Raw genomic sequence first — 23,624 nt, 5'->3', positions numbered from 1 at the left:
TATCAGAAAGTCAAGTAATTATTTTTAACTTTTTCTTTCTTTTTCACCTCTATCATCACTAGGTTTCTTTTCTAACCTTACCACCGGAGCGGTTTGTCGTGACAACGGATGCGCATTATAGGGAGTCGAAAAAATCTATCAAGTGTTTTTTTAACTTTTTATCTTAACTGCTGAAACATTAAACAAATCGATTAAATACACTTCTTATCGTTGAAAATTAATACTACAAATCCTCAAACTCTCTAGCAAACAAACTCACTTTATCCCAGTCTGTGTACTCAATCTCTGTTTTTGGATCTGTAGGCCCATCCGTCATCTTCATAATAAAGCGGATCATTGTCTTATCAAACCACCCATATTGTGGATACATCAGTGCCCCAGCAAAAACCGACTTCAAATTTGGTTGCCAAGGACTTTTTTCTAGAAACTTACGTGTGTATGCGTTTGTTTCAGGAGTGTTTTTACCTTCTTTTCTAGCCGTTAAATTAACAGCAAAGAAAGCCGTCTTCATTGAATTCAACTGATTTTGGTGTGTCGTAACAAACCGTAAGAGGGCTTTATTAAAATGACCATAGCGTATGGATGCTCCAACCAATATCTTCTCATAAGCAATAACATTAATATTCTTTTCGTTATTTAAATCACGGATATCACACTGGCGACCCAAGCTGCGTAGCTGCTCCGCAATTTTTAATATAATCTTCTTAGTTTGCCCATCCGTGCTTGAATGCAGAAGTAAATAACTCATTTTTAATCCTATTACCTAATCACGCCAAAATGTTGGTGTAAACAAAACTAATAATGTAAACACTTCAAGACGACCGAACAGCATCGTCACGACGAGTATCCATTTTCCTACAGGGTTCATCGTTGTAAAGTTATCAGCGACGGTTCCAAGCCCTGGACCTAAGTTATTAAGAGTGGTTGCAATAGCAGAAAAAGCAGAGAACTCATCAACGCCCGTTGCGATTAATAACAATAAACTGACGACAAAAACTAACGCATATGCCGAAAAGAACCCCCATACCGCTTCTATAATTCTTTCAGGTAACGCTCTTTGTCCTAACTTGATGGTATAAACGGCATTTGGATGGACAAGCCTTTTTAACTCACGCGATCCCTGTAAAAATAACAATAAAATACGAATAACTTTTAAGCCACCGCCAGTTGACCCCGCACAGCCACCAACAAATGCCGCACACAATAGCAACATAGGTAAAAAAAGTGGCCATCCAGCAAAGCTGTCAGTCGTAAACCCTGCGGTCGTTGCCATTGATACTACTTGGAAAAAAGCTTGATCTAACGTTTGCCCAAACGAGCCATAAACAGAATGGTAGAGCAAAACTAATGTACATATCGTTACTAAAACGAATTGAAAGCTAATAAAAGTTCTAAATTCAGGATCACGCCAGTAAATTCCTAAACTACGTCCCGTCAGTACCGCGAAGTGCAACCCAAAATTACAGCCTGAAATAATTAAAAAAACAGCGATTATCGTATTTATGGCTGGGCTATTAAAATAACCGATACTGGCATCATGGGTTGAGAACCCCCCGATAGCGATGGTTGAAAAGCTATGAGAAATGGCATCAAAGACATCCATTCCTGCAATCCAAAGTGCAATTGCACAGATAATTGTTAGTAAAACATATATAAGCCAAAGTGTTTTCGCCGTTTCGGCAATTCTTGGGCGCATTTTATTATCTTTGAGAGGTCCAGGCATCTCAGCCCGATAAAGCTGCATTCCCCCAACCCCCAATAAAGGGAGGATGGCGACAGCAAGTACAATGATCCCCATACCACCTAACCACTGTAGCATCTGCCGATAAAATAAAATGGCTTTTGGAAGCGTATCTAAACCCGTTAGTGTCGTCGCACCTGTTGTTGTTAACCCTGAAAATGATTCAAAGAAAGCATCAGTAACTGAAAGATTGGGTTTTTCAGAGAAAATAAATGGTAATGCCCCAACGCTTCCCAATACAGTCCAAAACAATACCACGATCAAAAAGCCTTCCTTCGCTTTCAACTCATGTTTACTGTTTCGGGTTGGGATCCATAAAATCAGACCAATGATAAGTGCAGCAACAAAAGTCTGGCTGAATGCTCGCCCTGCACCATCACGATAAATCAACGCGACAATACCAGGAACGACCATGGTAAAAGAAAAAATAATGACGAGCAGCCCGACGATGCGGGTTATTGCACGAAAATGCATTCGGCAGGTTCCTTGCTAACCAATTGACTATTCAGTTTCTGTTATGAGTTCCAACGCGCCGCGACTCATATCACGTAATTTATCATTGACTTCTCGTTCTAGGGTAGCAGGAATTGAAATACGCAAAGATACAACCTCATTGTATTCACTATGTAAAACTACCCCTCCAATCTGTGTGATGAGCTGTTCAATCGAATTAATTAATGAGTAATCACAAACTAACTGAAAAGTTTTTTGTGGTACTTTAGTTTGTGTCGGCAATAGCTTAAGCGCTTGCTGGGCACCATTACCATAGGCTTTAACTAATCCACCTGTTCCAAGTTTTATTCCACCAAAATAACGCACAACCACACACGTGATTTCTCCCAACTGGCTCCCAAGTAGCTGAGCCATTATCGGTTTACCTGCCGTTCCGGTAGGTTCCCCATCATCAGAAAAACCTAATTGTTGTGAATCATCAGGACGGCCCGCGACAAAAGCCCAGCAATGGTGCCGGGCATCTGGATATTGAGCCTTAATCGATTGAATGTAATCTTTTGCTGCATCAATACCTTCAGTATGTGCAAGGTAGGTAATAAAACGACTTTTTTTAATTTCTTCTACGTAAGAAATTGATTCAGCCGGTATTAAATAGGGTTTCATTACGGTAGTTGCAGGTCTCTTGTCATATTTTCAATCCGATTATGGTGAATGATGATGTTATCTTCAATACGAATACCACCATAAGGTTTGAATTGCTCAATTTTTTCCCAGTTAAAATATTGGCTAAATTCACCTGAACGCCAAGAAGCTAATAGAGACTCAATAAAGTAAAGTCCTGGCTCAATGGTCATTACCATTCCTGGCTCTAATACACGCGTACAACGTAGGAAAGGATACATTTTTGGTGCAGCAAGCAAAGTACCATTCTCATCTTGCATAAAACCCGCAGCATCATGAACCTGTAAACCAAGTGGGTGCCCTAAACCATGAGGGAGAAATGGAGTAGTTAGCCCTTTTTCAACCATAGTTTCTTCGCTAACACCTTTAATTATTGAATGGTTTTTCAATAGCTTGGCTATTCTATGATGCATATCAACATGATAATCGGTATAACGAACACCTGCTTTGATTGTATCTATCAATGCAAGCTGCTCTTTATTAAGATCCGCAACTAATGCTGCAAAATCACTTTTATTTTTAGCTGCGTAAGTACGAGTTATATCCGCTGCATAACCATTATATTCAGCACCTGCATCAATCAAAAAGCTTCTAATTTCATTCGGAACTTGCTGTTGTAATTTAGTGTAGTGTAGTACCGCCGCATTTTCATTGAGCGCAACAATATTACCGTAAGGAACATCTGTATCGCGATGGCCTGTTGCTTGCAAATAGCTAATATTAATATCAAATTCACTCATACCAGCCTGAAATGCTTCAAATGCAGATAAATGACCATTAACTGCCATTTTTTGCGCTTCACGCATGCAATACATTTCATAATCGGTCTTATAGGAACGGTGAAAGTGATAAAAATCAATGACAGGTTTTGGATTGATATTCTGTTGGCGGATCCCCAATGATTCCGCTCTAGCTTTTGAAGAGCCAATATAAGCGACATTATCTTTAACTAAGTAGTTAAGAAGCTCATTGATATCATCAGCATTTTTCAGATGGATCAGCTCAACATCTTTAGTCCAAAAACTCGTTGGTAATGGTTCAACGCTGTGCCAATAGTCTACAGGCGAATAAAACCATAACTTAGGCTTATTTACGCCATCGACTAATAACCATGAGTGCGGTACATCGGTGACAGGAACCCATGCTTTAAAATGAGGGTTCACCTTAAATGGATAATCACTATCATCGAGAAATATACGTATAGGTTCACCCGAATGAATCAATATGGCGTCTAGCTTGCTGCGTTGTAAGACTTGCTGAGTTTTAGTTTGCAAAGTTTTAATATGTTCAGCGTAGAGTGCAGTCAGTTTTTCCATTTCATTCAACCTTTCAGCTTTATAAGAAAATCCAAGCTTAGCACGTTCTTTAATTTACTGGTATGCAGTCTGAGCAATCAATAAGTTAACGCATTGATTATAAGCATAAATCCTATTTCACAACGACTCTATTTCTCTTATTTGCTGTGATCACCATTCCAGTTTTGTTATTGATTATTTGCATTTCCTTAACATTCTAGTCACACTAAATCCATCTGGTCGTACCAGATGATTAAATCATCATAAGGAGAACGGCATGCTTTATCAAAGTGAAACGATCTATGTTCAATGGTTGAAAACAGGTATTGCAGAACTCGTTTTTAACTCGCCTGGGCCAATAAATAAGTTGGATACTCATACCGTTGCTTCACTTGATGAAGCAGTTTCTGTTCTTGAACAACAATCTGATTTATTAGGGGTTATCTTAAGATCTGATAAACCCGCTTTCATTGTAGGCGCTGATATCAAAGAGTTTTTATCATTATTTGAAGCACCTGCTGAAACGCTAAGTGAGTGGTTAGGTTACGCTAATCATATCTTTAATCGCATTGAGGATTTACCTGTACCTACTCTTAGTGCCATTAATGGCTATGCGCTAGGTGGTGGTTGTGAGTGCATCCTTTCTACTGACCTTCGTATTGCGACACCAGATCTACGGGTAGGCCTACCCGAAACGAAATTAGGGATTATGCCTGGCTTTGGTGGCTCTGTTCGCCTTCCTCGATTAATCGGTTTAGATAGTGCTCTTGAGATTATTACCGCGGGTAAAGATGTAGGTGCCGCTGAAGCATTAAAATTAGGTTTAGTAGATGCGGTCGTTGAAACTGAAAAATTACCACAAGCGGCGCTTGAACTGATTGAATCCGCAATTTCAGGAGCCATTAACTGGCAACAAAGGCGTCAACCTAAGTTACAACCATTGCAGCTTAGCCCTATCGAACAAACAATGAGCTTCAATGTTGCTAAAGGTATGGTTTACAAAGTGGCAGGTAAACACTATCCAGCACCGATGGCTGCGGTTAACACAATTGAAAAAGCCGCAAACTGCGCCAGAGATGAAGCTTTAAAATATGAAACCGCTAGCTTTGTTCCTCTCGCACATAGCGATGTCGCCCGTTCTTTAGTTAGCATTTTTCTTAATGACCAACAAGTTAAAGCGACAAGTAAACAACTTTCTCGCCATGTTGATGCACCTCAGCATGCTGCCGTTCTTGGCGCAGGGATAATGGGTGGTGGGATAGCTTACCAATCCGCAAGTAAAGGCGTCCCTGTTCTAATGAAAGACATCAATGAAAAATCGTTAGGTTTAGGTATTGATGAAGCCCATAAATTATTAAATGCACAGTTTGAAAGAGGAAAAATAAACGCCTCTAAAATGGCAAAAACCCTTGCCTCTATCCACCCTTCCCTTTCATATGCAGGTATTGAAAACGCACAGATTATTGTAGAAGCAGTTGTAGAAAATCCGAAAATTAAAGCGGCGGTCTTATCTGAGGTTGAACCTTTAGTCAGCGCTGAAACTGTATTAGCCTCTAATACATCTACAATTCCTATCACTGAATTAGCCAAGGCACTAAAACGACCTGAAAATTTTTGTGGGATGCACTTCTTTAACCCAGTTCATCGCATGCCATTAGTTGAAATTATTCGTGGCGAGAAAACATCCGATGAGACAATAGCGAAGGTCGTTACCTATGCCAGCAAAATGGGTAAAACACCGATAGTTGTCAATGACTGCCCAGGCTTTTTTGTTAATAGAGTCCTGTTTCCTTACTTTGCAGGTTTCAACTTATTACTCCAAGATGGCGCTGACTTTAAAGAAATCGATAAAGTTATGGAGAAAGAATTCGGATGGCCAATGGGCCCTGCATATCTGCTTGATGTCGTTGGTATTGATACCGCTTTCCATGCTGAACAAGTCATGGCATTAGGTTTCCCTGAACGTATGAGTAAAACACGCAAAAATGCCATTGATGTCATGTTTGAAGAAAAACGCTTTGGTCAGAAAAATGGCAAAGGTTTTTATCAATACGAAAAAGATAAAAAAGGTAAACCAAAGAAAATTGATGCTCCCGAGACAAATGAGCTTTTAGCACCGATCAGTAGTGAGAAGAGGTCATTTACAAAAGAAGAGATCATTGCCCGTATGATGATCCCTATGATTAACGAAGTTGTTCGTTGCTTAGAAGAAGGCATTATTCAAAGCCCTGCTGATGCAGATATTGCTTTAGTTTATGGTCTTGGCTTCCCTCCTTTCCGTGGAGGAGCGTTCCGCTATTTAGATACTCTTGGCACGGCAGCTTACGCTAAAACAGCGGAAGCTTACGCTGATTTAAGTCCCTTGTATCAAATTCCTGCGGGTCTTAAAGAAAAGTCGCAGACCAATGCGAGTTATTATGCACAACCTCCTGTTGTGGCAATCGATATTCAAAAAGTTGCGAGAGGCTAAAAGTATGGAAAATGTCGTTATTATCGATGGAATACGTACACCAATGGGGCGTTCAAAAGGTGGTGTATTTCGCCAAGTCCGAGCGGAAGACCTCTCTGCACACCTGATGAATGCAATTTTTGAACGTAACCCAAATGCCAGTAAAAAAGAATTGGATGACATCATTTGGGGATGTGTGCAACAAACGCTTGAACAAGGGTTTAATGTCGCTAAGAATGCAGCATTACTTACTGATATTCCTCATACTGTACCAGCTGTAACAGTTAACCGTCTATGCGGTTCGTCTATGCAGGCTATTCATGATGCAAGCCGGCTAATCATGACAGGCGATGCCAGTTCAGTCTTAATTGGTGGAGTCGAACATATGGGTCATGTTCCAATGACTCATGGTATTGATTTTAACCCTAAGCTCACGCTACGAGTGGCTAAAGCAGCAGGCGCTATGGGGTTAACTGCTGAAATGCTAGCTAAAATGTATAAAATAAGTCGTGAAGAGCAAGACGCATTTGCACTTCGCTCTCATCAAAGAGCAGCTCAGGCAACCAAAAATGGTTCATTTAAGCATGAAATATCCCCTATTGCTGGGCACGATAGTAGTGGGAACCTGTTTGCTGTCGATTACGATGAAGTTATTCGCTTTGATGCTAGTTTAGAAGGATTAGCATCATTAAGACCCGCTTTTGATCCCGTAAGTGGTACTGTAACCGCAGGTAATTCATCAGCTCTTTCTGATGGCGCATCAGCAATGCTGATCACCAGTGAAAATTATGCGAGAAACAAAGGCATAAAGCCAAGAGCACGGATTCGTTCAATGGCAGTTGTAGGCTGTGATCCGTCCACTATGGGATTCGGGCCAGTTCCTGCAACTGAATTAGCGCTCAAACGGGCGGGGTTATCATTAGCAGATATCGATGTTATTGAGTTAAATGAAGCTTTCGCGGCGCAGTCTATTGCGTGTTTAAAAGGCCTGAAACTACCAGAAAATCAAATTGATGAAAAAGTGAACCTTAACGGTGGTGCTATCGCACTAGGCCACCCTTTAGGGTGCTCAGGAGCGAGGATCACCACCGCTTTACTGAATCAATTAGAGCAGAAGGATAAACAATTCGGTCTAGCAACTATGTGCATTGGGTTTGGGCAAGGGATAGCAACTATCATCGAGCGCATATAATACCCAATACTCTGAATGGCTCAAGGCGCAACAGAGCTAGCTAACTATAATAGTTAAGCATAGGTAACTAAAATTAATAGATACAGCTAGCGACGTTGCAACTTGATGTATGGAGAGTGTATCCACTATTTGCCGTAGTGTTGTTGTATGTTGTCAACATTCCCGCCTAGTCAGGGGCGGGCTTTTTAGTTTAAGGAGCAGCAGCTAACTTCTAGACTAATGCTCACTTTGCTATGTAATCAATACTAAATAAACTCGTAAGCATCACCAAACAGCTGCTCTGGCTTTGCACCACGCTCAGCGCAAAAACGTTCTCTTGCGATTTTAGCCATCTCAAAACGACCCGCGATATAAATATCATAAGCAGATAAATCACCAAAATCGTCTAAAACAGCACTGAGTACCGTACCTGAGCGTCCTCTCCAAGATCCATCAGGCTGCTCAACAATAGGAACGATTTTCAGATTAGCATAGCGTTCACTAAGCGCTTGGAGTTCACCTAAATCATATAGATGCTCTAACTGGCGTCCCCCCCAATAGAAAGTGATATCACGGGAAGGATTTTCCATTAAAGCAGCGAGTAATACTGAGTGCGTGTAAGAGAATCCGGTTCCGCCTGCAACTAAGATCATCGGATTTTGGCTATTTTCTCTAAACCATGCTTTGCCATGAGGTATATCAATATCAATACGGCGCTGATCTAAAATCCTATCCATAACAGCCATTGCATAAAGATTAATTTCAGAAGCACCAATGTGAAGCTCAATTGTTTCGTTATTTGCAGGTGTTGAGGCCATAGAGAACGGACGTTTATCTCGCTCATCCATTATGACCATAAGATATTGACCTGCTTTAAAATGAAAGGGCCCATCTGGCAACAAAATAACCCGATAAACGGTATCAGTGATAGATTCAACAGATGTGACTTTGCAGCTCAAAGTTGCCATGGCTCCCCTCTTATTTTCCAAAAATATTCAATTGTTCCCAAATATCATCTACACGTGACTTCACTGCTTCATCCATCACAATTGGCCGTCCCCATTCCCGATTTGTTTCTCCAGGCCATTTATTCGTTGCATCTAGCCCCATTTTTGAACCTAAACCTGATACTGGTGAAGCAAAGTCAAGATAATCTATTGGCGTATTTTCCATCATAACAGTATCACGAGCAGGATCCATGCGTGTTGTTATTGCCCATATCACATCTTTCCAATCTCGAGCATTGATATCATCATCACAAACAATGACAAATTTTGTATACATAAACTGTCGAAGATATGACCAAACCCCCATCATTACCCTTTTGGCATGGCCTGCATATTGTTTTTTCATTGTGACAACAGCTAGGCGATATGAACAACCTTCTGGCGGTAAGTAAAAATCAACGATCTCAGGGAACTGTTTTTGTAAAATTGGCACTAGCACTTCATTTAATGCTTCGCCGAGCACTGCGGGTTCATCAGGCGGGCGCCCTGTATAGGTCGAATGATAAATAGCATCACGGCGTTGAGTTACATGAGTAACAGTAAATACAGGGAAACTATCAATTTCATTATAATAACCAGTATGGTCACCATATGGCCCTTCTGGCGCCAGCTCCCCCTGCTCAATATAGCCTTCAAGAATGATCTCAGCACCAGCCGGTACTTCAAGATCATTAGAAATACATTTCACAACTTCAGTTTTATTGCCACGTAATAAACCAGCAAATGCATATTCAGATAGGGTATCTGGTACAGGCGTCACTGCACCTAAAATAGTTGCAGGATCTGCCCCTAATGCAACTGCAACGGGGAATCGTTCACCTGGGTGCTGTTGGCACCACTCTTGAAAATCAAGCGCCCCACCACGGTGTGAAAGCCAACGCATGATAAGTTTGTTTTTACCCAAAACTTGTTGTCGGTAGATCCCCAAATTTTGGCGTTCTTTGTTTGGCCCTCGAGTGACCGTTAAACCCCAAGTAATTAAAGGAGCTGCATCTTCTGGCCAGCAATGCATGACTGGGATTTTTGTTAAATCGACATCGTCACCCGCCCAAATTTGTTCTTGGCAAGGTGCTGAACTCAGCCTTTTTGCAGGCATATTCAACACTTGCTTAAATTTAGGTAATTTATCAAATAGGTCACGGAACCCTTTCGGAGGATCCGGTTCTTTTAGAAAAGCCAGCAATTTGCCAACATCATGCAATGCTTTAATGTCTTCTTGCCCCATTCCCATAGCAACTCGTTTGGTTGTGCCAAATAGGTTACACAGAACAGGCATGTTATAGCCTTTGGGATTTTCAAATAATAAGGCCGGCCCTCCTGCTCTAAGAGTACGATCGGCTATTTCCGTCATTTCGAGGTAAGGATCAACCTCCATCGTAATACGTTTTAATTCGCCTTGCTTTTCTAGCTGGGCAATGAAGTCTCTTAGGTCACGGTATTTCATTGTCATCTTTTACTATTACAGAGGGAGTCTCATTATAAGACGTCCGGCCAAGGTTACAAGTTACCCATAAAAACTATGTATAATCAATATGTTTATTATTTATGACTGATTACTTTATTGGCAATCAAATGGAACCAGCCCTTTTAATGATAAAGTATCAAATTGTTCTGGGAAGGATTGATTATGTTTAAATAATTTAAACCCATCACCTTTACCACTGAAATATTCTAAAGTATTACCTTTGATTTGTAGGCCACTTCCTTCTCTGAGAGCAACCACTGTCTCATGTGGGTTAATCACACAGAACTCTTGTAATCTTTCGTCGCGTGTTTCTCCCATGTGGCCTGAAATATGAGCATCAATATAGTGAGGGTTAATTTGGAGTGGGAACAAACCCAAAGATGGCATAATAGCCGCATTACTGACAGGCATGTCATTAGTTGTACGGATACTAGGCGTTGCAACATTACAACCAGCACTCCAGCCAATATAAGGCACATTACGCTCTCTCACCGCACGCTGAATTGCCACAATCAGACCATTTTCATGTAAACACTTGTTTAACCACCAAGTGTTTCCACCACTGACTAATATACATTCCGCCTGCTCAATCGCTTCTACTGGGCTAGAGAAATGTTCAATGGATGTAACTTTAATACCTAAAGCCTCGCTTAATTGCTCAGCTCTTTCATCATGAGAGCCACGTAAAACAGCATAAGGGACAAGCACCGCTGATTTAATATTTTTACGCTCAATCACTTTATGAATACGAGGTAATGCATAGCTCAGCCAAACAGGGTTATTTGGAAGCTTACCATTACTTAATAAAAAAATTTCCATGCACTCTCCTAGATAACGAGTTGTTACATTACAGTTAACAACAATCGATTGTACTTAAGTTAAGATATCTTTATGATTATGAATGATATTCTTACTTAATCGATTAGTCACATTTTTATCCGCTAATTTGTTATGATGAGCATAATTTTGTTGTGCTGGATTAGAAAAATGGAAAAGTGGTATCTGTTATATTGTAAACGCGGCCAAATCGATAGGGCTATGGAGCACCTGAATAGACAAGATGTTATCTGCATGACACCAATGGCAGATATTGAAAAAGTCATTCGAGGAAAACGCACCATAGTCAAGGAGCCTCTATTTCCTAATTATTTATTTGTCAAATTTGATCATAATGCGATCCATACAACCACGATACAATCAACACGTGGGGTTAGCCACTTTGTTCGTTTTGGACAATTACCCGCCATTGTGCCTGATGAGCTTATTGAGTTATTACAGCAAACTGAGCTTTCCCATCTTATTGCCCCAGAAACTCCTATCCATGGTGATAGCGTTCTAATTACTGAAGGGATCTTTGCAGGTATTCAAGCCATATACGACGAACCCAATGGCGAAACACGATCAATCCTCTTGCTTAATATCTTGAATAAGAGTGTCACCAAGGTTCTTGATAATACCCAATTCAAAAAACTACCTCAGTAAAAACAAAAAAACCCACAATCATGTGGGTTTTAATCAATTGGCTATATTTTACTGCTCATCGTGCTCTTCTTCGTCATTTTCCGGTTTACGTCGGCCTTTACCAACATAGAAATTGGAAAGAAGAACGCCAAGCTCAAATAGTAAATACATTGGAACTGCAAGTAACGTTTGAGATAGCACGTCTGGTGGCGTCAAAAACATCCCAATAATAAAAGCACCGACTAAAATGTATGGGCGTTTGCGCTTTAATGATTCAGGTGTTGTAACACCAGTCCAACATAATAGAATAATGGCTATAGGCACTTCAAATGCTGCACCAAATGCCATAAATAGCGTCATCACAAAACTCAGATATTTACTAATATCAGGAATAAAATTAACGCTATCAGGAGTCGTTTTGACAAAGAAACCAAATGCTAATGGGAAAACCACAAAATAGGCGAATGCCATTCCCAAATAGAAAAGGAAACTACTAGAAACCAATAAAGGCAGCATCAATCTACGTTCATGTTTATATAACGCAGGCGCGATAAATGCCCAAATTTGATAAAGGATCACAGGTATCGAAAGAAATACCGATACCATCATCGTTAGCTTAATTGGGGTAAAGAATGTGGATGCCACGTCGGTTGCACTCATTTGAGAGCCAACAGGCAGCTTATCAATCAAAGGAGCAGCAACTAGCCGATAAATATCATTTGAAAAGTAAGCCAGAGCAGCAAATACAATTAAAACCGTGATCAAACAGTTTAGTAGCCGCTTCCTTAATTCAATTAGGTGGCTAATAAGTGGTTGAGTATCATTTACAGCCATGTTCTATTTTTCGCTTTCTATCTGATTAGGGTTTTTCTTTGCGTCAACATTGTCTTCTGGGCTGCTTTCACCTTTGGTAGATGCAGGCTCCTCAACAACTTCCGCCATTTTGGCTGCATATTCAGGATCAGGATCTGACTCTTGTGTTTGTGAAACTGTTGTTTGCGCATCTTTAACTGCACTGTCATAGTTCTCAGTTAATTCTTTGGCTTTCTGCAATTCACTTTCCACACTATCAGTCGTTGCTTGATAGCCCGATTTTAAAGACTGGGCAGCTTGACGGAGTTCATCCATCGATTGTTTTAGCTCAGGAGAAAGCGTTTCCATACCAGCTTTCTCCTCAACTTTTTTCAACGTCTCTTGCAGTTCTTGTAATTTCAGCTCTTGTGACAATTCATTTTGCACATTAGCAGCTAATGAGCGCATAGCACGGATCCAACCAGCAACAGTTCTTACTGCTACTGGTAGACGCTCAGGGCCCAGTACAACAAGGCCGATAACTGCAACAAGCAGCAGTTCACTGAAACCTATGTCAAACACGGTTTAACCCTGCTCTTTGTTTTTGCTCTCAACTGGACTATCTTTCTTTTCGGTAGCCTGTTGCTCTGTAATATTTTTGGTTGCAAAATCAGCATCTTGTTTCTCTTGCTCTTCTTTTGCAGCCTTAGCAGCTTCATCATCATTCATCGCTTTTTTAAAGCCTTTCAATGACTCGCCTAAATCCGAACCCAGAGAACGCAGTTTTTTGGTGCCGAAAATTAAAATAATAAGTAGAGCAATAATGATAAGTTGCCAAGGGCTACCAAAAGCGGCCGTTGCAATAGTTGATTCCATTGTTTATACCTCTGTAAAAGTGGGATCAATAGTTATTAATCCCATTATATACAACCTAGCAGCAATACGGAAATATTCACAGGCTTATAAACTTGTCGCAAAACAAGGTTTACTTAATTTTTCCCTGATTTACACCAGCCAATAACCCATGACAACGCCCCCGCAGACATAAATGCTATCGCCATCCTTATAGAGTCCGAAATAAAGAATAAACTGCCACAAAGGATAAATGTTGCACCAATTCCTAATAGGTATTGCGATTTGCGTTGTTTGCTACGCTGATCCTTCAATTGTTCAGCGAGTTGTTCAATATTTGATTGCAAAAACTTATGTTGACGTAAAGCACCATAAATTAAATCAGGGATTTCAGGCATTTTTTCAGCCCAATAAGGTGCTTTTTCTTTTAACGCTTTGGTAATTGCAGGAAGTCCAACTTGGCTATGTATCCAGTCTTCTAAGAAAGGTTTAGCTGTCTTCCATAAATCCAGTTGTGGATATAATTGACGACCTAAACCTTCTACGTAAAGTAACGTTTTTTGCAACAATACCAATTGAGGCTGAACTTCCATATTAAATCGACGAGCGGTGTTAAAGAGATTCAGCAACACATGCCCAAACGATATTTCTGCCAGTGGCTTTTCAAAAATAGGCTCACAAACAGTTCTAATCGCAAACTCAAAGTCTTCAACATTAGTATCAGCAGGCACCCAACCTGAATCAACATGCAGCTCAGCAACTTTACGATAGTCACGATTAAAGAAGGCAATAAAGTTTTCCGCAAGATAACGCTTATCTTCTTTATTTAATGACCCGACAATACCACAGTCGATGCCAATATAAAGTGGATCTTCAGGGTGCTCATAACTAACAAAAATATTTCCTGGATGCATATCAGCATGGAAAAAGCTGTCACGAAAAACTTGAGTAAAGAAGACTTTAACGCCCCTTTCTGCCAAGATCTTCATGTTAGTCCCTTGCGCTTTTAGAGCAGTAATATCAGAGACTGGAATACCATAAATACGCTCCATCACCATGACATTTTCACGGCAATAATCCGCATATACTTCAGGTATATATAACATTGAGCTATTTTCAAAATTACGCCGTAATTGGATCGCATTCGCTGATTCACGCAAAAGATTTAATTCATCAATTAACGTTTTTTCGTATTCACGCACCACTTCTTTAGGGCGTAAACGACGTCCATCCGGTAATAATGGCACCCAATTAGCGATACGATACATCAATTTCACATCAGCTTTGATAATAGGCAAAATATCAGGGCGAATGACTTTTAAAACGATTTCTTTGCCATTTTCTTTAAGCTTTGCCGTGTGAACCTGAGCAATAGAGGCTGATGCTAATGCTTTTTCATCGAAATCATCAAACCATTGTTCTAATGGTCCGCCGAGCGATTCTTCAATATATTGACGTGCTAATTTACCATCGAAACTAGCGACTTTATCTTGTAATAGTGAAAGTTGGTCAGCGATAGCCGGTGGGAAGAGATCACGACGAGTAGAGAGCATTTGACCGAACTTAATCCATACAGGGCCAAGCTCCTGTAAAGCCAAACGTAAGCGTTCGCCAAGCTCTTTACCTTGATGCTGATTTTTAATCCAAAAAAAACCAAAACGCCCAATACGCAGTGGTAAGGTTAACTTAATTTTGGGGATTAATTCATCTAAGCCATACGAGAGGAATACCCGAATAATAAAGTAGAGACGTTTTATTTCACCGGGCGTCATTCTTCTCCTCCAACTTGCTCAATCGTTTTTCCAATTCATCAAGTGAATCAGAGACTTGTTCAATTTCATCGCTAAAATAAGCAAGTTCGAGTGGATTTGGAGCCATTTTCCACTCTTCAAGTAGCGTGTCTTTTATATAGGTTTTTTGCTGGGCAACTAGGCGAGAGACAAGACCTGCACCTTTTCTAAACACTTGACTGAGACCTTGAGCTGCTACATCCCCTAAATACGGAGACAAATAATGAGCAGGATCCCAGATGGCCATATCCAGTAATGAAGACCAGTGTTGTACAACCTGCATATCTCCCTCAATAACAATGTCACCACTGTTGATTAATTGAGAAAGTTGCTGCTTATCTTTAAGCTTAATTAGTGTAAATAGCGATGTTTTGATCGTGCAATCCGCAGGTTCATGCCATTGGCTTAATACATCAACATGGTTATCTGTAAAAATCAGCGTCAGCGTTTTATTAAACTCTTTTAAGTCAATAGACATGACTTTACCAGCTAAGCGAACTCGAGCTGGTTTTAAGACCGCCTCTTTGAATAACATGTGATTCAAAGACGTTTCCATAAAGGCGGTCATTAAAGAATATAATACTGTATTTTGGCTTTCTGCCTGTGCTGATGTGGCTTCCATCTTAGAATTTAAACCCTTTATGCAATGCAACGATACCGCCAGTCATATTGGTGTAAGAAACTTGTTCTAATCCTGCGTTCTCCATCATTGACTTAAGTGTCTCTTGGTCAGGATGCATACGGATTGACTCTGCAAGATAACGATAACTATCAGGATCGCCGACAATCGCCTGCCCAATACGAGGAAGAACATGGAATGAATAAGCATCATAAGCTTTATTCAAAGGCTCAATGACAGGCTTAGAGAATTCAAGAACCAGCAAACGCCCACCTGGTTTTAACACTCGATACATAGAACGCAACGCTTTGTCTTTATCAGTCACGTTACGCAAACCAAATGAGATAGTGATGCAATCAAAATAATTATCAGGGAATGGTAATTCTTCAGCATTAGCCTGAACATAGCTTACGTTGCCTACGATACCAAGGTCACGTAATTTTTCACGACCCATTTTTAGCATCGAGTCGTTGATATCTGCGAGAACAACCTCACCTTTTTCACCGACAAGACGCGAAAATTTTGCCGTTAAGTCACCCGTTCCACCAGCAAGATCAAGTACACGTTGGTTACGACGTACACCACTCGCTTCGATAGTAAAACGTTTCCAGACACGATGAATACCAAAAGACATTAAATCATTCATCAAGTCATATTTTGATGCCACAGAGTGAAAAACATTTGCCACTAGGCCAACTTTATCTTCTTTGCCTACTGTGCGGAAACCAAAATCAATGGTTTCTTTTGATGGTTCTGTCATTTCTATTATGCCTGTTTATAATTCAAAACTTTTGTACGAAGTGTAACAGCCTTTGCAGTAAAACCCTATTAAGAAGTCTAAGATTCCGCACAATATGGCTTATCTGATTTATCCACCAATTGAGGTGAAATAGGTTGCTTAACCTCAACGCCCATTTCTTTAAAGCTTTCAGCTTGGCTGATTAAATTCCCTCGCCCTTCCGCTAAACGTTTCATTGCTGATTGATAAGCATGATCGGCTTTATCAAGGCTGGTTCCTAATAACTGCATATCCTCGACAAACAGACGAAGCTTGTCATACATTTTAGCGGCTTTCGCCGCAATTTCTTGCGCATTTTGCCCTTGTCGCTCATAACGCCATAAATTATTAATCGTTCGTACCGCAACAAGCAAAGTTGATGGGCAAACTAACATGATATTCTGTTTTATTCCTTCATCGAGTAGCTCTGGCGATTCTTTTAAAGCAAGTAAATAAGCAGGTTCAATAGGGATAAACATAAGCACATAATCAAGTGAACGTACATCCGGTAGCTGATGATAGTCTTTACGGCTCAATATTCGCATATGATTACGAATCGACGCGATGTGATTTTTAATGGCATTTGCTTGCTCATCAGGGTCATCACTGTTGAAATAGTTCTCATAAGCAACTAAAGACATTTTAGCATCAACCACAACGTCTTTCCCTTCGGGTAAACGGATAATCACATCCGGCTGGTAGCGGCTATTATAGCCAGTGTTAATGCTAACTTGGGTTTCAAACTCACTACCTTTACGCAAACCCGACGCTTCTAAGATACGAGCAAGGATGGTCTCCCCCCAATTTCCTTGTATCTTATTATCACCTTTTAACGCGCGGGTTAAGTTGACCGTTTCTTTGGTCATTTGATTGTTTAATTGCTGTAATTGACGAATTTCATAGGCCAGAGTGTGCCGTTCTTTCGCTTCTTCACCAAAACTTTGCTGAACTTGCTGACGAAAACCTTCAAGTTGCTCTCGAAATGGTGACAACATCGCGATTAAACTTTTCTGCTGCTGCTCTGAAGCACGACGCTCACTTTGCTCAAAAATACGGTTAGCAAGATTTTCAAATTGTGTAGTTAAGCGTTGCTCACTATTTTGTAATAAGCGCTGTTTTTCTTCATTCGCTAATTGGTTTTGTTCGAAACGTGTGGTGATTTCCCGCAGCTCAGCTTCTTGCTCTCGATTGATATCTCTTAATGTTCTTAGTTCTTGATCAAGCCGCTCATACTCATTTTTCCATTCGGAAAGATGGGTGTTTTTTTCGTCACTTGCCGCTAGCTGGCGGTGAAGTTGTTGCAGATCTTGTTCTTTTTGGCTCAATTTTTGTGCAATAGACAACCAGACAGCCAAGCCGCCGACTAAAATACCACCAAGGGCGCCAATCACCCCATATAAAAGAGAGGTATCCACAGTTAAATCCTTACATTATGAGATCCAATGTAAAGTAATCGGATACTGTATATCTGTCCAGAAGTAATTTACATCACAAAAAAAACTGCGAACGTCTTCGCAACTTATCCCATCCATTGTGCTAACCAACGCAATCCAAATGCCCCAGGAGCGAGTATGCCAAACGCCCAAATCATGGCTGAAACAATATTTGCGGCTTGGAAATAGCGTTTAGGCATTTTACAGATACCAGCAACCAGAGGAACAACTGCTCTAAATGGCCCAAAGAAGCGCCCTAAAAATACGCTCCATACCCCCCAACGATTAAAGAAGTGTTGACCACGGTCGATCATTTGAGGTTTACGAGAAATAGGCCACATCTTGCGAACATTGTCTTTATAATGGAAGCCAAACCAGTATGAGAGCCAGTCGCCAAAAAATGCCCCTAAGGTTGCAGCCAACCAAACTGGCCAAAATAAAATACCACTTTCACCGATTAGCGCACCAAGCCCTAATAGAATAACTGTTGCAGGAAGCAGCAAAGAGAGAAAAGCTAAAGACTCACCAAAAGCGAGGAAGAAAATGATTGGCAGTGCCCATATTTCATGAGCACGAGTAAAATCAGTGACCACCGCGACAATTTCATTCAATGTCATACGCTTTCCTCCTTAACAATTGATTGGCTTAATACTTTAACTCATATGAAATAAACCAATCCTATACTAATTACTCGAGGAAATAACTCTGTAATTGTTCTCTTCCAGTATTATCCAAACCTAAGTCAGCCTTTAACCACTGATCGATACTACCATAATGGCTATTTATACTATTTATCGCTGTCATGAGAAACTCTTCACGCACGGAATAAACATATTCAAACTTTTTCACCACACTTTCACTCATTCTCTGTGCATGCTCTTTTAATAAGTATTCACGAAATGGGGCTAAGGTTTCATTGGTCAGTAAATAGTCATCCATCACAGTATTTAGATCGGCACCAAGCGCGAAAAGAACCAATGCAGAGCCAACACCCGTTCTATCTTTGCCCACGGCGCAATGCTGAACAATTCCCCCTTTTTCAGGATGTTTTAACATATCAACTAATTGGTGATAAGCAGGGTTATTTAAAGGCAGTAGTTCATACAAACGCCCCATAAAAACTTTTGGATCAAATTGTTCCAACATTTCTGGCGTGAGTTTATCTAAATCAGCACTGACTTCATCAGCCATAGGGTTCGCGGGGGCATTAACATAATGAGCGCCATCCCAGATCAAATCTGGTTTGGATTTGATTTCTGCCACATCACGATAATCCAATATTTGATAGAGATTTTGTGCTTGTAGAATAGCGAGATCGCTTTCAGTTAGGCGGTCAAGTGCCCCTGAACGGAAGAGGATCCCCGCTTTAATTTTGTTACCATTCGCCAGTTTTTTTCCGCCAAGATCACGAAAGTTAATTCCACCTTTCAAAGGTAATACTGAAGGGTGTAAGTAAGGTGTGTTTGTCATAATTATCAGTACCTATAATATTGATTGCTATGAAAACCATAACAGATTATGGCTTAAATAAAATAGGAAAAAATACCTGCATTTCAGCAGGTATCAACAAAATGACTTACACAAAGAAAATCAAAGAAAGAGAGAGGAATAATTAAGCCCGCCTACGTTTTATCCACAACCGAGTGAAAGTAACGCAAACGAGCCAGTAATAAGGGACTACAGTAGTCGACGAGCCGCTTCAACTACAATGCTAAGAACATTGCCTTCGGTTTTTTTCAAAAGTGCTTCGTCTGGAATTTCTTGTTGTGTGCGGTTAACGATTACACCCGCAACCATACCTGCGCGTAGGCCTTGGCTAGAGCACATGGTGAGCAATGTTGCTGATTCCATTTCATAGTTCATCACGCCCATGTCTTGCCACTCTTTCATCGAGCCTCTGAAATGGCGCATAACGCGACCGGTATAGGTATCATAGCGCTCTTGACCTGGGTAGAAAGTATCTGATGATGCCGTCACACCTACATGCACTGTTGCGCCAGCCTCTTTGGCTGCATCGTAAAGGGCGTTCGTACAAGTAAAGTCAGCAACTGCTGGGTATTCTAGCGGAGCAAAGTGCTGGCTAGCGCCATCTAAACGCACTGCCGCAGTTGTCACTAATACATCACCGACATTGATATTTTCTTGGATAGCACCGGTAGTACCAATACGTAAGAAAGTACGGATCCCTAATTGTGCCAACTCTTCCACAGCAATAGAGGTTGAAGGGCCACCAATACCGGTTGAGCACACAATCACCGCTTTACCATCAAGCTCACCACGCCAAGAGGTAAACTCACGCAAAGAAGCTAGATGTACTGGGTTATCCATCAGGCGTGCAATTTTTTCTACACGTTTAGGATCACCGGGAACAATAGCAACAGTAGCACCCTGTAGGTCACTCTTTTTCAAGCCTAAGTGGAATACATCAGACATATCAAACTCCTTTACACAATGGCATCATTGAATTTATACGTTATAAGTAATATAGCGGTAAACCCTAAACCATTTAGTGACTTTGGTCACTTTTAATGAAACTTAATACACGCAATTTTCACATTAAGGTGATACAGGTCACACCAAAAAAGGAGGGATAGAAATCCCAGTATCTAGTCAGTATAGACGACGAGTGGAAGAGTACTAAAAGCACATTTATAGAAATGGATTCGTCATGATGAGACGTATCGATTGCGATTAATATTCACTGAACATATTGGCATACATTAGAGCCTGTATTAATCAATGCCAATTCAAGACACATTCGTCGTGTATCTTTTTGTTCCGCTCTCTAACAATAATAAATAATTTATGTCTACTTGCATCGACATTTTTTGATTGGTTTATTTTTTATAGGAAAAACAAAATTCTATTTTTTTATTTTATCCTGAATTCACACAATTATTTCATTCCACCACAACAATACACCTGACAAGTTATTTTCAGAATTTAAGCCATAACCCGCCACTTGAAAGCATCCTTAAACAGAATACAATATTGATAAACCATATGAGTGTCAGTTTTAAGTTATTGAGTAAGATATTATTAGTAAATACATACAAAGAGCCGGCAAGCCTTTTAATTAAAATATAACTTTCAATACTACTTTGTTTATTATTTATTTTTACTGACATGCCCTATTTTATTAATTTTGATTTTTACGCGAATAGTTATTCCACCATTCCTTTATTTAGAGATTATTTATATGTTAAAGAAAACTGTATTTGCACTGTCTATGATGACACTATCCAGTGCAGCAATATCTGCCCCTGTTGCTAACCTAAAAATCATTGGTTCAATTACCCCCCCAACCTGTACTATTGATAGTCAAGATGAAGTCACCAATACCTATGACTTCGATATCTCTCCAGGTATTTTCCCAGCATCAGGCGATTTAACTTTAGATGCCCAATCACAACCTATTACTGTCACTTGTGATGCAACCACCTATTTGACCTTTGATACTACTGACCAGCGCGATGGCACAGCCTCTATAGCAGGCGATAAGAATTTCGGTCTGAATAAATACAACGACGACAATATCGGTTACTACACCATCACTATGGAAAATGCCAAGGTACAAGCCAATGAAAATTCCGCAGCAAAAGATGTCGGTGTGTTAATTGGTGCTAGCTATGCAACCAGCGGTGTACTGAACAAAACTCAGAAAACAGCCTGGGCAACCAGCTCTAGCCTGTTAGCACAAGGACAAATCTTCTCTGCTGACTTTACCGTCACACCAACCATTGATAGCAAAATGAAAAACAGTACAGGTGATGCACAATTAGATGGCCATGCTGTCTTAGCCTTTGGTTTTGGTCTGTAACTTGTCGCGGATTGTTTAATTTTAAGTGGGTGAAATGCGGCCACACACATTTCATCCACATGGCTAGAGAATTTTTATTATGAAAAAAATCGCATTAGGATTATCGTTACTCGGCGCACTAGTATCTAACGCAGCACTGTCTACCCCAACTGCCAATATTAAAGTTATAGGCGATATCAAGCCACCAACCTGTAATGTGAATGGCGGTGATAACGATTTGGTGTTTGATTTAGGGAAAATATCGCCAAGTCTGATCCCAAAAACAGGTCTTTACGCTCTACCAGAGATATCCAAACCATTAAATGTTTCGTGTGATGCAGCGACTTATTTAACTTTTACTATGTCTGACACATATCCTATAACTGATTTTATTAATCAACTCAGTTCCCAAAGAAAAGACATTACATATGGATTAGTCGATGCTGCTACAGGAAAAGAGGTAGGTGGTATTTCTTTTACCATTAAAGATATCACAGTCGATGGTCAACCTTCTTTTATGTCAGCGACACAGGGCTCCTCTTGGACTGTAGCGAGTGCTAGTAATCTCAGTAAAAATCGTGTAGCAGGCTGGACTAAAACTGCGCAAAACAGCAGTGTAACATCTCCTTCAAACTTAAATTTAATATCTGGAAAACAGTTTGGGGCAACAATTCATACATTTGCAGGAGAGTGGTCCTACTCTTTTATAAAAGGAACCGATTCACTCGATGCTGAAGGTATTGACATTAGTAATGGATTGGATTTTGTCGGTCAGGCTATCATGACCTTTAACTTCGGCGTATAGCTCTTAATAAGCCGAATCTATTTTACTATTGATTCGGCTGTGATTTTGCTTCACTAGACCAAATAACAAAAATCTCTAGGATTATATTTATCTAGGCTAAAAATAATTTATGTCTAATTGTATTAACCATTTCTGACTAATTTATTTTTTATAGTTAAAACATGATATTGTGTTTTTACCTTATTCTAAATTAGCCAAAGTGTTTTATCCAAACAGGCAACTACTCCTAAAAGGTTATTTCCGTGCTTTCACCTGTTTCACACCACTTGTGGTTTCCTTTAAAGCCAATACTATATTGGTTAACTTAGTTCACATAAGCTTAAACATTTATTATTGAGCAAACAAAAGAAACTACGGATATTTTATTTAAAACACACCATATCATTCTGAATAAACCGAACCTTTTTCATGATTGGTCCGTTTGTTATGTTTTAAACACATTTTTAGCTTGTTCTTCATCCCTGAGCGTGCTGTAGAAGGAATGTAACCATGTTTTTCTCCTTGCCAATTTCCAAGGCGCTCCAAGGATTACTCTTAATTGGAGTAATAATAAACACTTGTGCCGCTGGAGCCCAGAGTCTCGCCGAGCAAACGGTGTTTTCTGATATCGAGGCAGCGCCTAGTTGTGAGCTGATTATTCCAAATTCAGGTGAGTATGCCTACGCCCAATTACCAGCTCGACAAGTACAATTACAGCGCACCACCACACTACCGGCGATGACGCAAACATGGAGTGTCAATTGTAGTGCTCCCACAACGGTACTCTTTCAGGTGACTGACCTACAACACGACACCACATCCGGTCAGGATCCCTCTCAATTCGGTTTGGGCTACGTCAATGGAGTCGGCAAAATAGGCTACTTCCGTTTGGAGTTAAGTCGCGCCACCGTGGACAGTCAGACAACACTGTCACTGATCATGTAAAACTGATCCACTAACGATCATAGAAAACTGAGCCACTTGGTATTATCCGTACATTTTTGTACGGGGAATTTATGATTACCAAGGAGATATTTGTGGATATTCATGTTCG

At 40.3% G+C, this 23,624-nt stretch carries 23 protein-coding genes; 6 read left to right on the top strand and 17 right to left on the bottom strand.

Annotation, left to right across the window (positions count from 1 at the left end):
- Positions 1 to 223 precede the first annotated feature (223 nt).
- From hemG to pepQ, 4 genes are read right to left on the bottom strand one after another with little or no spacing between them, the layout of a single operon-like run.
- The gene (hemG, locus tag SC428_RS21395) at positions 224 to 748 is read right to left on the bottom strand and encodes a menaquinone-dependent protoporphyrinogen IX dehydrogenase (RefSeq protein ID WP_070927654.1); all 525 of its coding nucleotides are present in this window, start codon (positions 746 to 748) and stop codon (positions 224 to 226) included.
- A 15-nt stretch (positions 749 to 763) separates the two neighbouring features.
- Positions 764 to 2,215, bottom strand: coding sequence for a Trk system potassium transporter TrkH (gene trkH / locus SC428_RS21390; RefSeq protein WP_140179056.1), 1,452 nt, complete (start codon positions 2,213 to 2,215; stop codon positions 764 to 766).
- A gap of 27 nt (positions 2,216 to 2,242) precedes the next feature.
- Complete coding sequence (locus SC428_RS21385; RefSeq protein ID WP_318710275.1) at positions 2,243 to 2,857, bottom strand: IMPACT family protein; 615 nt, start codon at positions 2,855 to 2,857, stop codon at positions 2,243 to 2,245.
- Entirely contained in the window at positions 2,857 to 4,191 is a 1,335-nt protein-coding gene (gene pepQ, locus SC428_RS21380) for a Xaa-Pro dipeptidase (protein ID WP_070927648.1), read from the bottom strand. Before pepQ ends, SC428_RS21385 begins: the two co-directional genes overlap by 1 nt.
- Before the next feature lie 256 nt (positions 4,192 to 4,447).
- Here pepQ and fadB point away from each other — a divergent pair, with 256 nt between their 5' ends.
- Both fadB and fadA read left to right on the top strand, forming a co-directional pair.
- Complete coding sequence (gene fadB, locus SC428_RS21375) at positions 4,448 to 6,640, top strand: fatty acid oxidation complex subunit alpha FadB (RefSeq protein ID WP_318710274.1); 2,193 nt, start codon at positions 4,448 to 4,450, stop codon at positions 6,638 to 6,640.
- Between the two features lie 4 nt (positions 6,641 to 6,644).
- Complete coding sequence (fadA, locus tag SC428_RS21370; RefSeq protein ID WP_070927642.1) at positions 6,645 to 7,811, top strand: acetyl-CoA C-acyltransferase FadA; 1,167 nt, start codon at positions 6,645 to 6,647, stop codon at positions 7,809 to 7,811.
- Between the two features lie 245 nt (positions 7,812 to 8,056).
- Here the strand turns inward: fadA and fre are convergent, their stop codons facing one another.
- The 3 genes from fre to pepE all read right to left on the bottom strand — a co-directional run bounded on the left by fre (position 8,057) and on the right by pepE (position 11,081).
- Complete coding sequence (fre, locus tag SC428_RS21365) at positions 8,057 to 8,758, bottom strand: NAD(P)H-flavin reductase (RefSeq protein WP_070927640.1); 702 nt, start codon at positions 8,756 to 8,758, stop codon at positions 8,057 to 8,059.
- A gap of 10 nt (positions 8,759 to 8,768) precedes the next feature.
- A complete protein-coding gene (gene ubiD, locus SC428_RS21360) occupies positions 8,769 to 10,241 on the bottom strand; it encodes a 4-hydroxy-3-polyprenylbenzoate decarboxylase (protein ID WP_140179052.1) in 1,473 nt (490 codons plus the stop codon).
- A 114-nt stretch (positions 10,242 to 10,355) separates the two neighbouring features.
- The gene (gene pepE, locus SC428_RS21355; protein ID WP_070927638.1) at positions 10,356 to 11,081 is read right to left on the bottom strand and encodes a dipeptidase PepE; all 726 of its coding nucleotides are present in this window, start codon (positions 11,079 to 11,081) and stop codon (positions 10,356 to 10,358) included.
- 168 nt (positions 11,082 to 11,249) lie between these two features.
- Between pepE and rfaH the strand changes: the two genes are divergently transcribed.
- Complete coding sequence (gene rfaH / locus SC428_RS21350) at positions 11,250 to 11,744, top strand: transcription/translation regulatory transformer protein RfaH (protein WP_070927636.1); 495 nt, start codon at positions 11,250 to 11,252, stop codon at positions 11,742 to 11,744.
- A 48-nt stretch (positions 11,745 to 11,792) separates the two neighbouring features.
- Here the strand turns inward: rfaH and tatC are convergent, their stop codons facing one another.
- The 10 genes from tatC to udp form a co-directional block, all read right to left on the bottom strand.
- Positions 11,793 to 12,557, bottom strand: a complete 765-nt coding sequence (gene tatC / locus SC428_RS21345; protein ID WP_070927634.1) for a Sec-independent protein translocase subunit TatC — start codon at positions 12,555 to 12,557, stop codon at positions 11,793 to 11,795.
- Positions 12,558 to 12,560: 3 nt separating this feature from the next.
- Entirely contained in the window at positions 12,561 to 13,097 is a 537-nt protein-coding gene (gene tatB, locus SC428_RS21340) for a Sec-independent protein translocase protein TatB (RefSeq protein ID WP_318710273.1), read from the bottom strand.
- Positions 13,098 to 13,100: 3 nt separating this feature from the next.
- Positions 13,101 to 13,391 carry a twin-arginine translocase TatA/TatE family subunit gene (gene tatA, locus SC428_RS21335; RefSeq protein ID WP_070927630.1) on the bottom strand — a complete coding sequence of 97 codons (291 nt, stop codon included), beginning with the start codon at positions 13,389 to 13,391 and terminating at the stop codon, positions 13,101 to 13,103.
- A gap of 113 nt (positions 13,392 to 13,504) precedes the next feature.
- On the bottom strand, positions 13,505 to 15,139 hold the full coding sequence (gene ubiB / locus SC428_RS21330) for a ubiquinone biosynthesis regulatory protein kinase UbiB (protein WP_070927628.1): 1,635 nt from the start codon (positions 15,137 to 15,139) through the stop codon (positions 13,505 to 13,507).
- Complete coding sequence (locus tag SC428_RS21325) at positions 15,126 to 15,779, bottom strand: SCP2 domain-containing protein (protein WP_070927626.1); 654 nt, start codon at positions 15,777 to 15,779, stop codon at positions 15,126 to 15,128. Before SC428_RS21325 ends, ubiB begins: the two co-directional genes overlap by 14 nt.
- 1 nt (position 15,780) lies before the next feature.
- Entirely contained in the window at positions 15,781 to 16,536 is a 756-nt protein-coding gene (gene ubiE / locus SC428_RS21320; RefSeq protein WP_070927624.1) for a bifunctional demethylmenaquinone methyltransferase/2-methoxy-6-polyprenyl-1,4-benzoquinol methylase UbiE, read from the bottom strand.
- A gap of 77 nt (positions 16,537 to 16,613) precedes the next feature.
- Positions 16,614 to 17,969 (bottom strand): DNA recombination protein RmuC, encoded by a 1,356-nt coding sequence (gene rmuC, locus SC428_RS21315; protein ID WP_318710272.1) that lies wholly within the window; start codon positions 17,967 to 17,969, stop codon positions 16,614 to 16,616.
- A 104-nt stretch (positions 17,970 to 18,073) separates the two neighbouring features.
- A complete protein-coding gene (locus SC428_RS21310) occupies positions 18,074 to 18,604 on the bottom strand; it encodes a DedA family protein (protein ID WP_070927618.1) in 531 nt (176 codons plus the stop codon).
- Between the two features lie 70 nt (positions 18,605 to 18,674).
- A complete protein-coding gene (locus tag SC428_RS21305; protein ID WP_070927616.1) occupies positions 18,675 to 19,457 on the bottom strand; it encodes a tyrosine-protein phosphatase in 783 nt (260 codons plus the stop codon).
- Positions 19,458 to 19,664: 207 nt separating this feature from the next.
- The gene (gene udp, locus SC428_RS21300; RefSeq protein ID WP_070927613.1) at positions 19,665 to 20,420 is read right to left on the bottom strand and encodes a uridine phosphorylase; all 756 of its coding nucleotides are present in this window, start codon (positions 20,418 to 20,420) and stop codon (positions 19,665 to 19,667) included.
- Between the two features lie 766 nt (positions 20,421 to 21,186).
- Between udp and SC428_RS21295 the strand changes: the two genes are divergently transcribed.
- From SC428_RS21295 to SC428_RS21285, 3 genes are all read left to right on the top strand, one after another.
- Positions 21,187 to 21,807: a fimbrial protein gene (locus tag SC428_RS21295; protein ID WP_318710271.1), complete on the top strand. Its 621-nt coding sequence runs from the start codon at positions 21,187 to 21,189 to the stop codon at positions 21,805 to 21,807.
- A gap of 79 nt (positions 21,808 to 21,886) precedes the next feature.
- A complete protein-coding gene (locus SC428_RS21290) occupies positions 21,887 to 22,591 on the top strand; it encodes a fimbrial protein (protein WP_283126232.1) in 705 nt (234 codons plus the stop codon).
- A 489-nt stretch (positions 22,592 to 23,080) separates the two neighbouring features.
- A complete protein-coding gene (locus tag SC428_RS21285) occupies positions 23,081 to 23,515 on the top strand; it encodes a hypothetical protein (protein ID WP_318710270.1) in 435 nt (144 codons plus the stop codon).
- The last annotated feature ends 109 nt before the right edge of the window (positions 23,516 to 23,624 follow it).

Source organism: Providencia sp. 2023EL-00965 (assembly GCF_033550225.1).
Taxonomy (GTDB): Bacteria; Pseudomonadota; Gammaproteobacteria; order Enterobacterales; family Enterobacteriaceae; genus Providencia; species Providencia manganoxydans.
The sequence above is the reverse complement of the archived record's forward strand: the minus strand, read 5'-3'. Positions and strand labels throughout refer to the sequence as shown.

What these genes read in the sequence shown, in the direction of transcription:
- hemG (WP_070927654.1), bottom strand. Translation starts at nt 748, where the DNA reads ATGAGTTATTTACTTCTGCATTCAAGCACGGATGGGCAAACTAAGAAG.
- trkH (WP_140179056.1), bottom strand. Translation starts at nt 2,215, where the DNA reads ATGCATTTTCGTGCAATAACCCGCATCGTCGGGCTGCTCGTCATTATT.
- SC428_RS21385 (WP_318710275.1), bottom strand. Translation starts at nt 2,857, where the DNA reads ATGAAACCCTATTTAATACCGGCTGAATCAATTTCTTACGTAGAAGAA.
- pepQ (WP_070927648.1), bottom strand. Translation starts at nt 4,191, where the DNA reads ATGGAAAAACTGACTGCACTCTACGCTGAACATATTAAAACTTTGCAA.
- fadB (WP_318710274.1), top strand. Translation starts at nt 4,448, where the DNA reads ATGCTTTATCAAAGTGAAACGATCTATGTTCAATGGTTGAAAACAGGT.
- fadA (WP_070927642.1), top strand. Translation starts at nt 6,645, where the DNA reads ATGGAAAATGTCGTTATTATCGATGGAATACGTACACCAATGGGGCGT.
- fre (WP_070927640.1), bottom strand. Translation starts at nt 8,758, where the DNA reads ATGGCAACTTTGAGCTGCAAAGTCACATCTGTTGAATCTATCACTGAT.
- ubiD (WP_140179052.1), bottom strand. Translation starts at nt 10,241, where the DNA reads ATGAAATACCGTGACCTAAGAGACTTCATTGCCCAGCTAGAAAAGCAA.
- pepE (WP_070927638.1), bottom strand. Translation starts at nt 11,081, where the DNA reads ATGGAAATTTTTTTATTAAGTAATGGTAAGCTTCCAAATAACCCTGTT.
- rfaH (WP_070927636.1), top strand. Translation starts at nt 11,250, where the DNA reads ATGGAAAAGTGGTATCTGTTATATTGTAAACGCGGCCAAATCGATAGG.
- tatC (WP_070927634.1), bottom strand. Translation starts at nt 12,557, where the DNA reads ATGGCTGTAAATGATACTCAACCACTTATTAGCCACCTAATTGAATTA.
- tatA (WP_070927630.1), bottom strand. Translation starts at nt 13,391, where the DNA reads ATGGAATCAACTATTGCAACGGCCGCTTTTGGTAGCCCTTGGCAACTT.
- ubiB (WP_070927628.1), bottom strand. Translation starts at nt 15,139, where the DNA reads ATGACGCCCGGTGAAATAAAACGTCTCTACTTTATTATTCGGGTATTC.
- SC428_RS21325 (WP_070927626.1), bottom strand. Translation starts at nt 15,779, where the DNA reads ATGGAAGCCACATCAGCACAGGCAGAAAGCCAAAATACAGTATTATAT.
- ubiE (WP_070927624.1), bottom strand. Translation starts at nt 16,536, where the DNA reads ATGACAGAACCATCAAAAGAAACCATTGATTTTGGTTTCCGCACAGTA.
- SC428_RS21310 (WP_070927618.1), bottom strand. Translation starts at nt 18,604, where the DNA reads ATGACATTGAATGAAATTGTCGCGGTGGTCACTGATTTTACTCGTGCT.
- SC428_RS21305 (WP_070927616.1), bottom strand. Translation starts at nt 19,457, where the DNA reads ATGACAAACACACCTTACTTACACCCTTCAGTATTACCTTTGAAAGGT.
- udp (WP_070927613.1), bottom strand. Translation starts at nt 20,420, where the DNA reads ATGTCTGATGTATTCCACTTAGGCTTGAAAAAGAGTGACCTACAGGGT.
- SC428_RS21295 (WP_318710271.1), top strand. Translation starts at nt 21,187, where the DNA reads ATGTTAAAGAAAACTGTATTTGCACTGTCTATGATGACACTATCCAGT.
- SC428_RS21290 (WP_283126232.1), top strand. Translation starts at nt 21,887, where the DNA reads ATGAAAAAAATCGCATTAGGATTATCGTTACTCGGCGCACTAGTATCT.
- SC428_RS21285 (WP_318710270.1), top strand. Translation starts at nt 23,081, where the DNA reads ATGTTTTTCTCCTTGCCAATTTCCAAGGCGCTCCAAGGATTACTCTTA.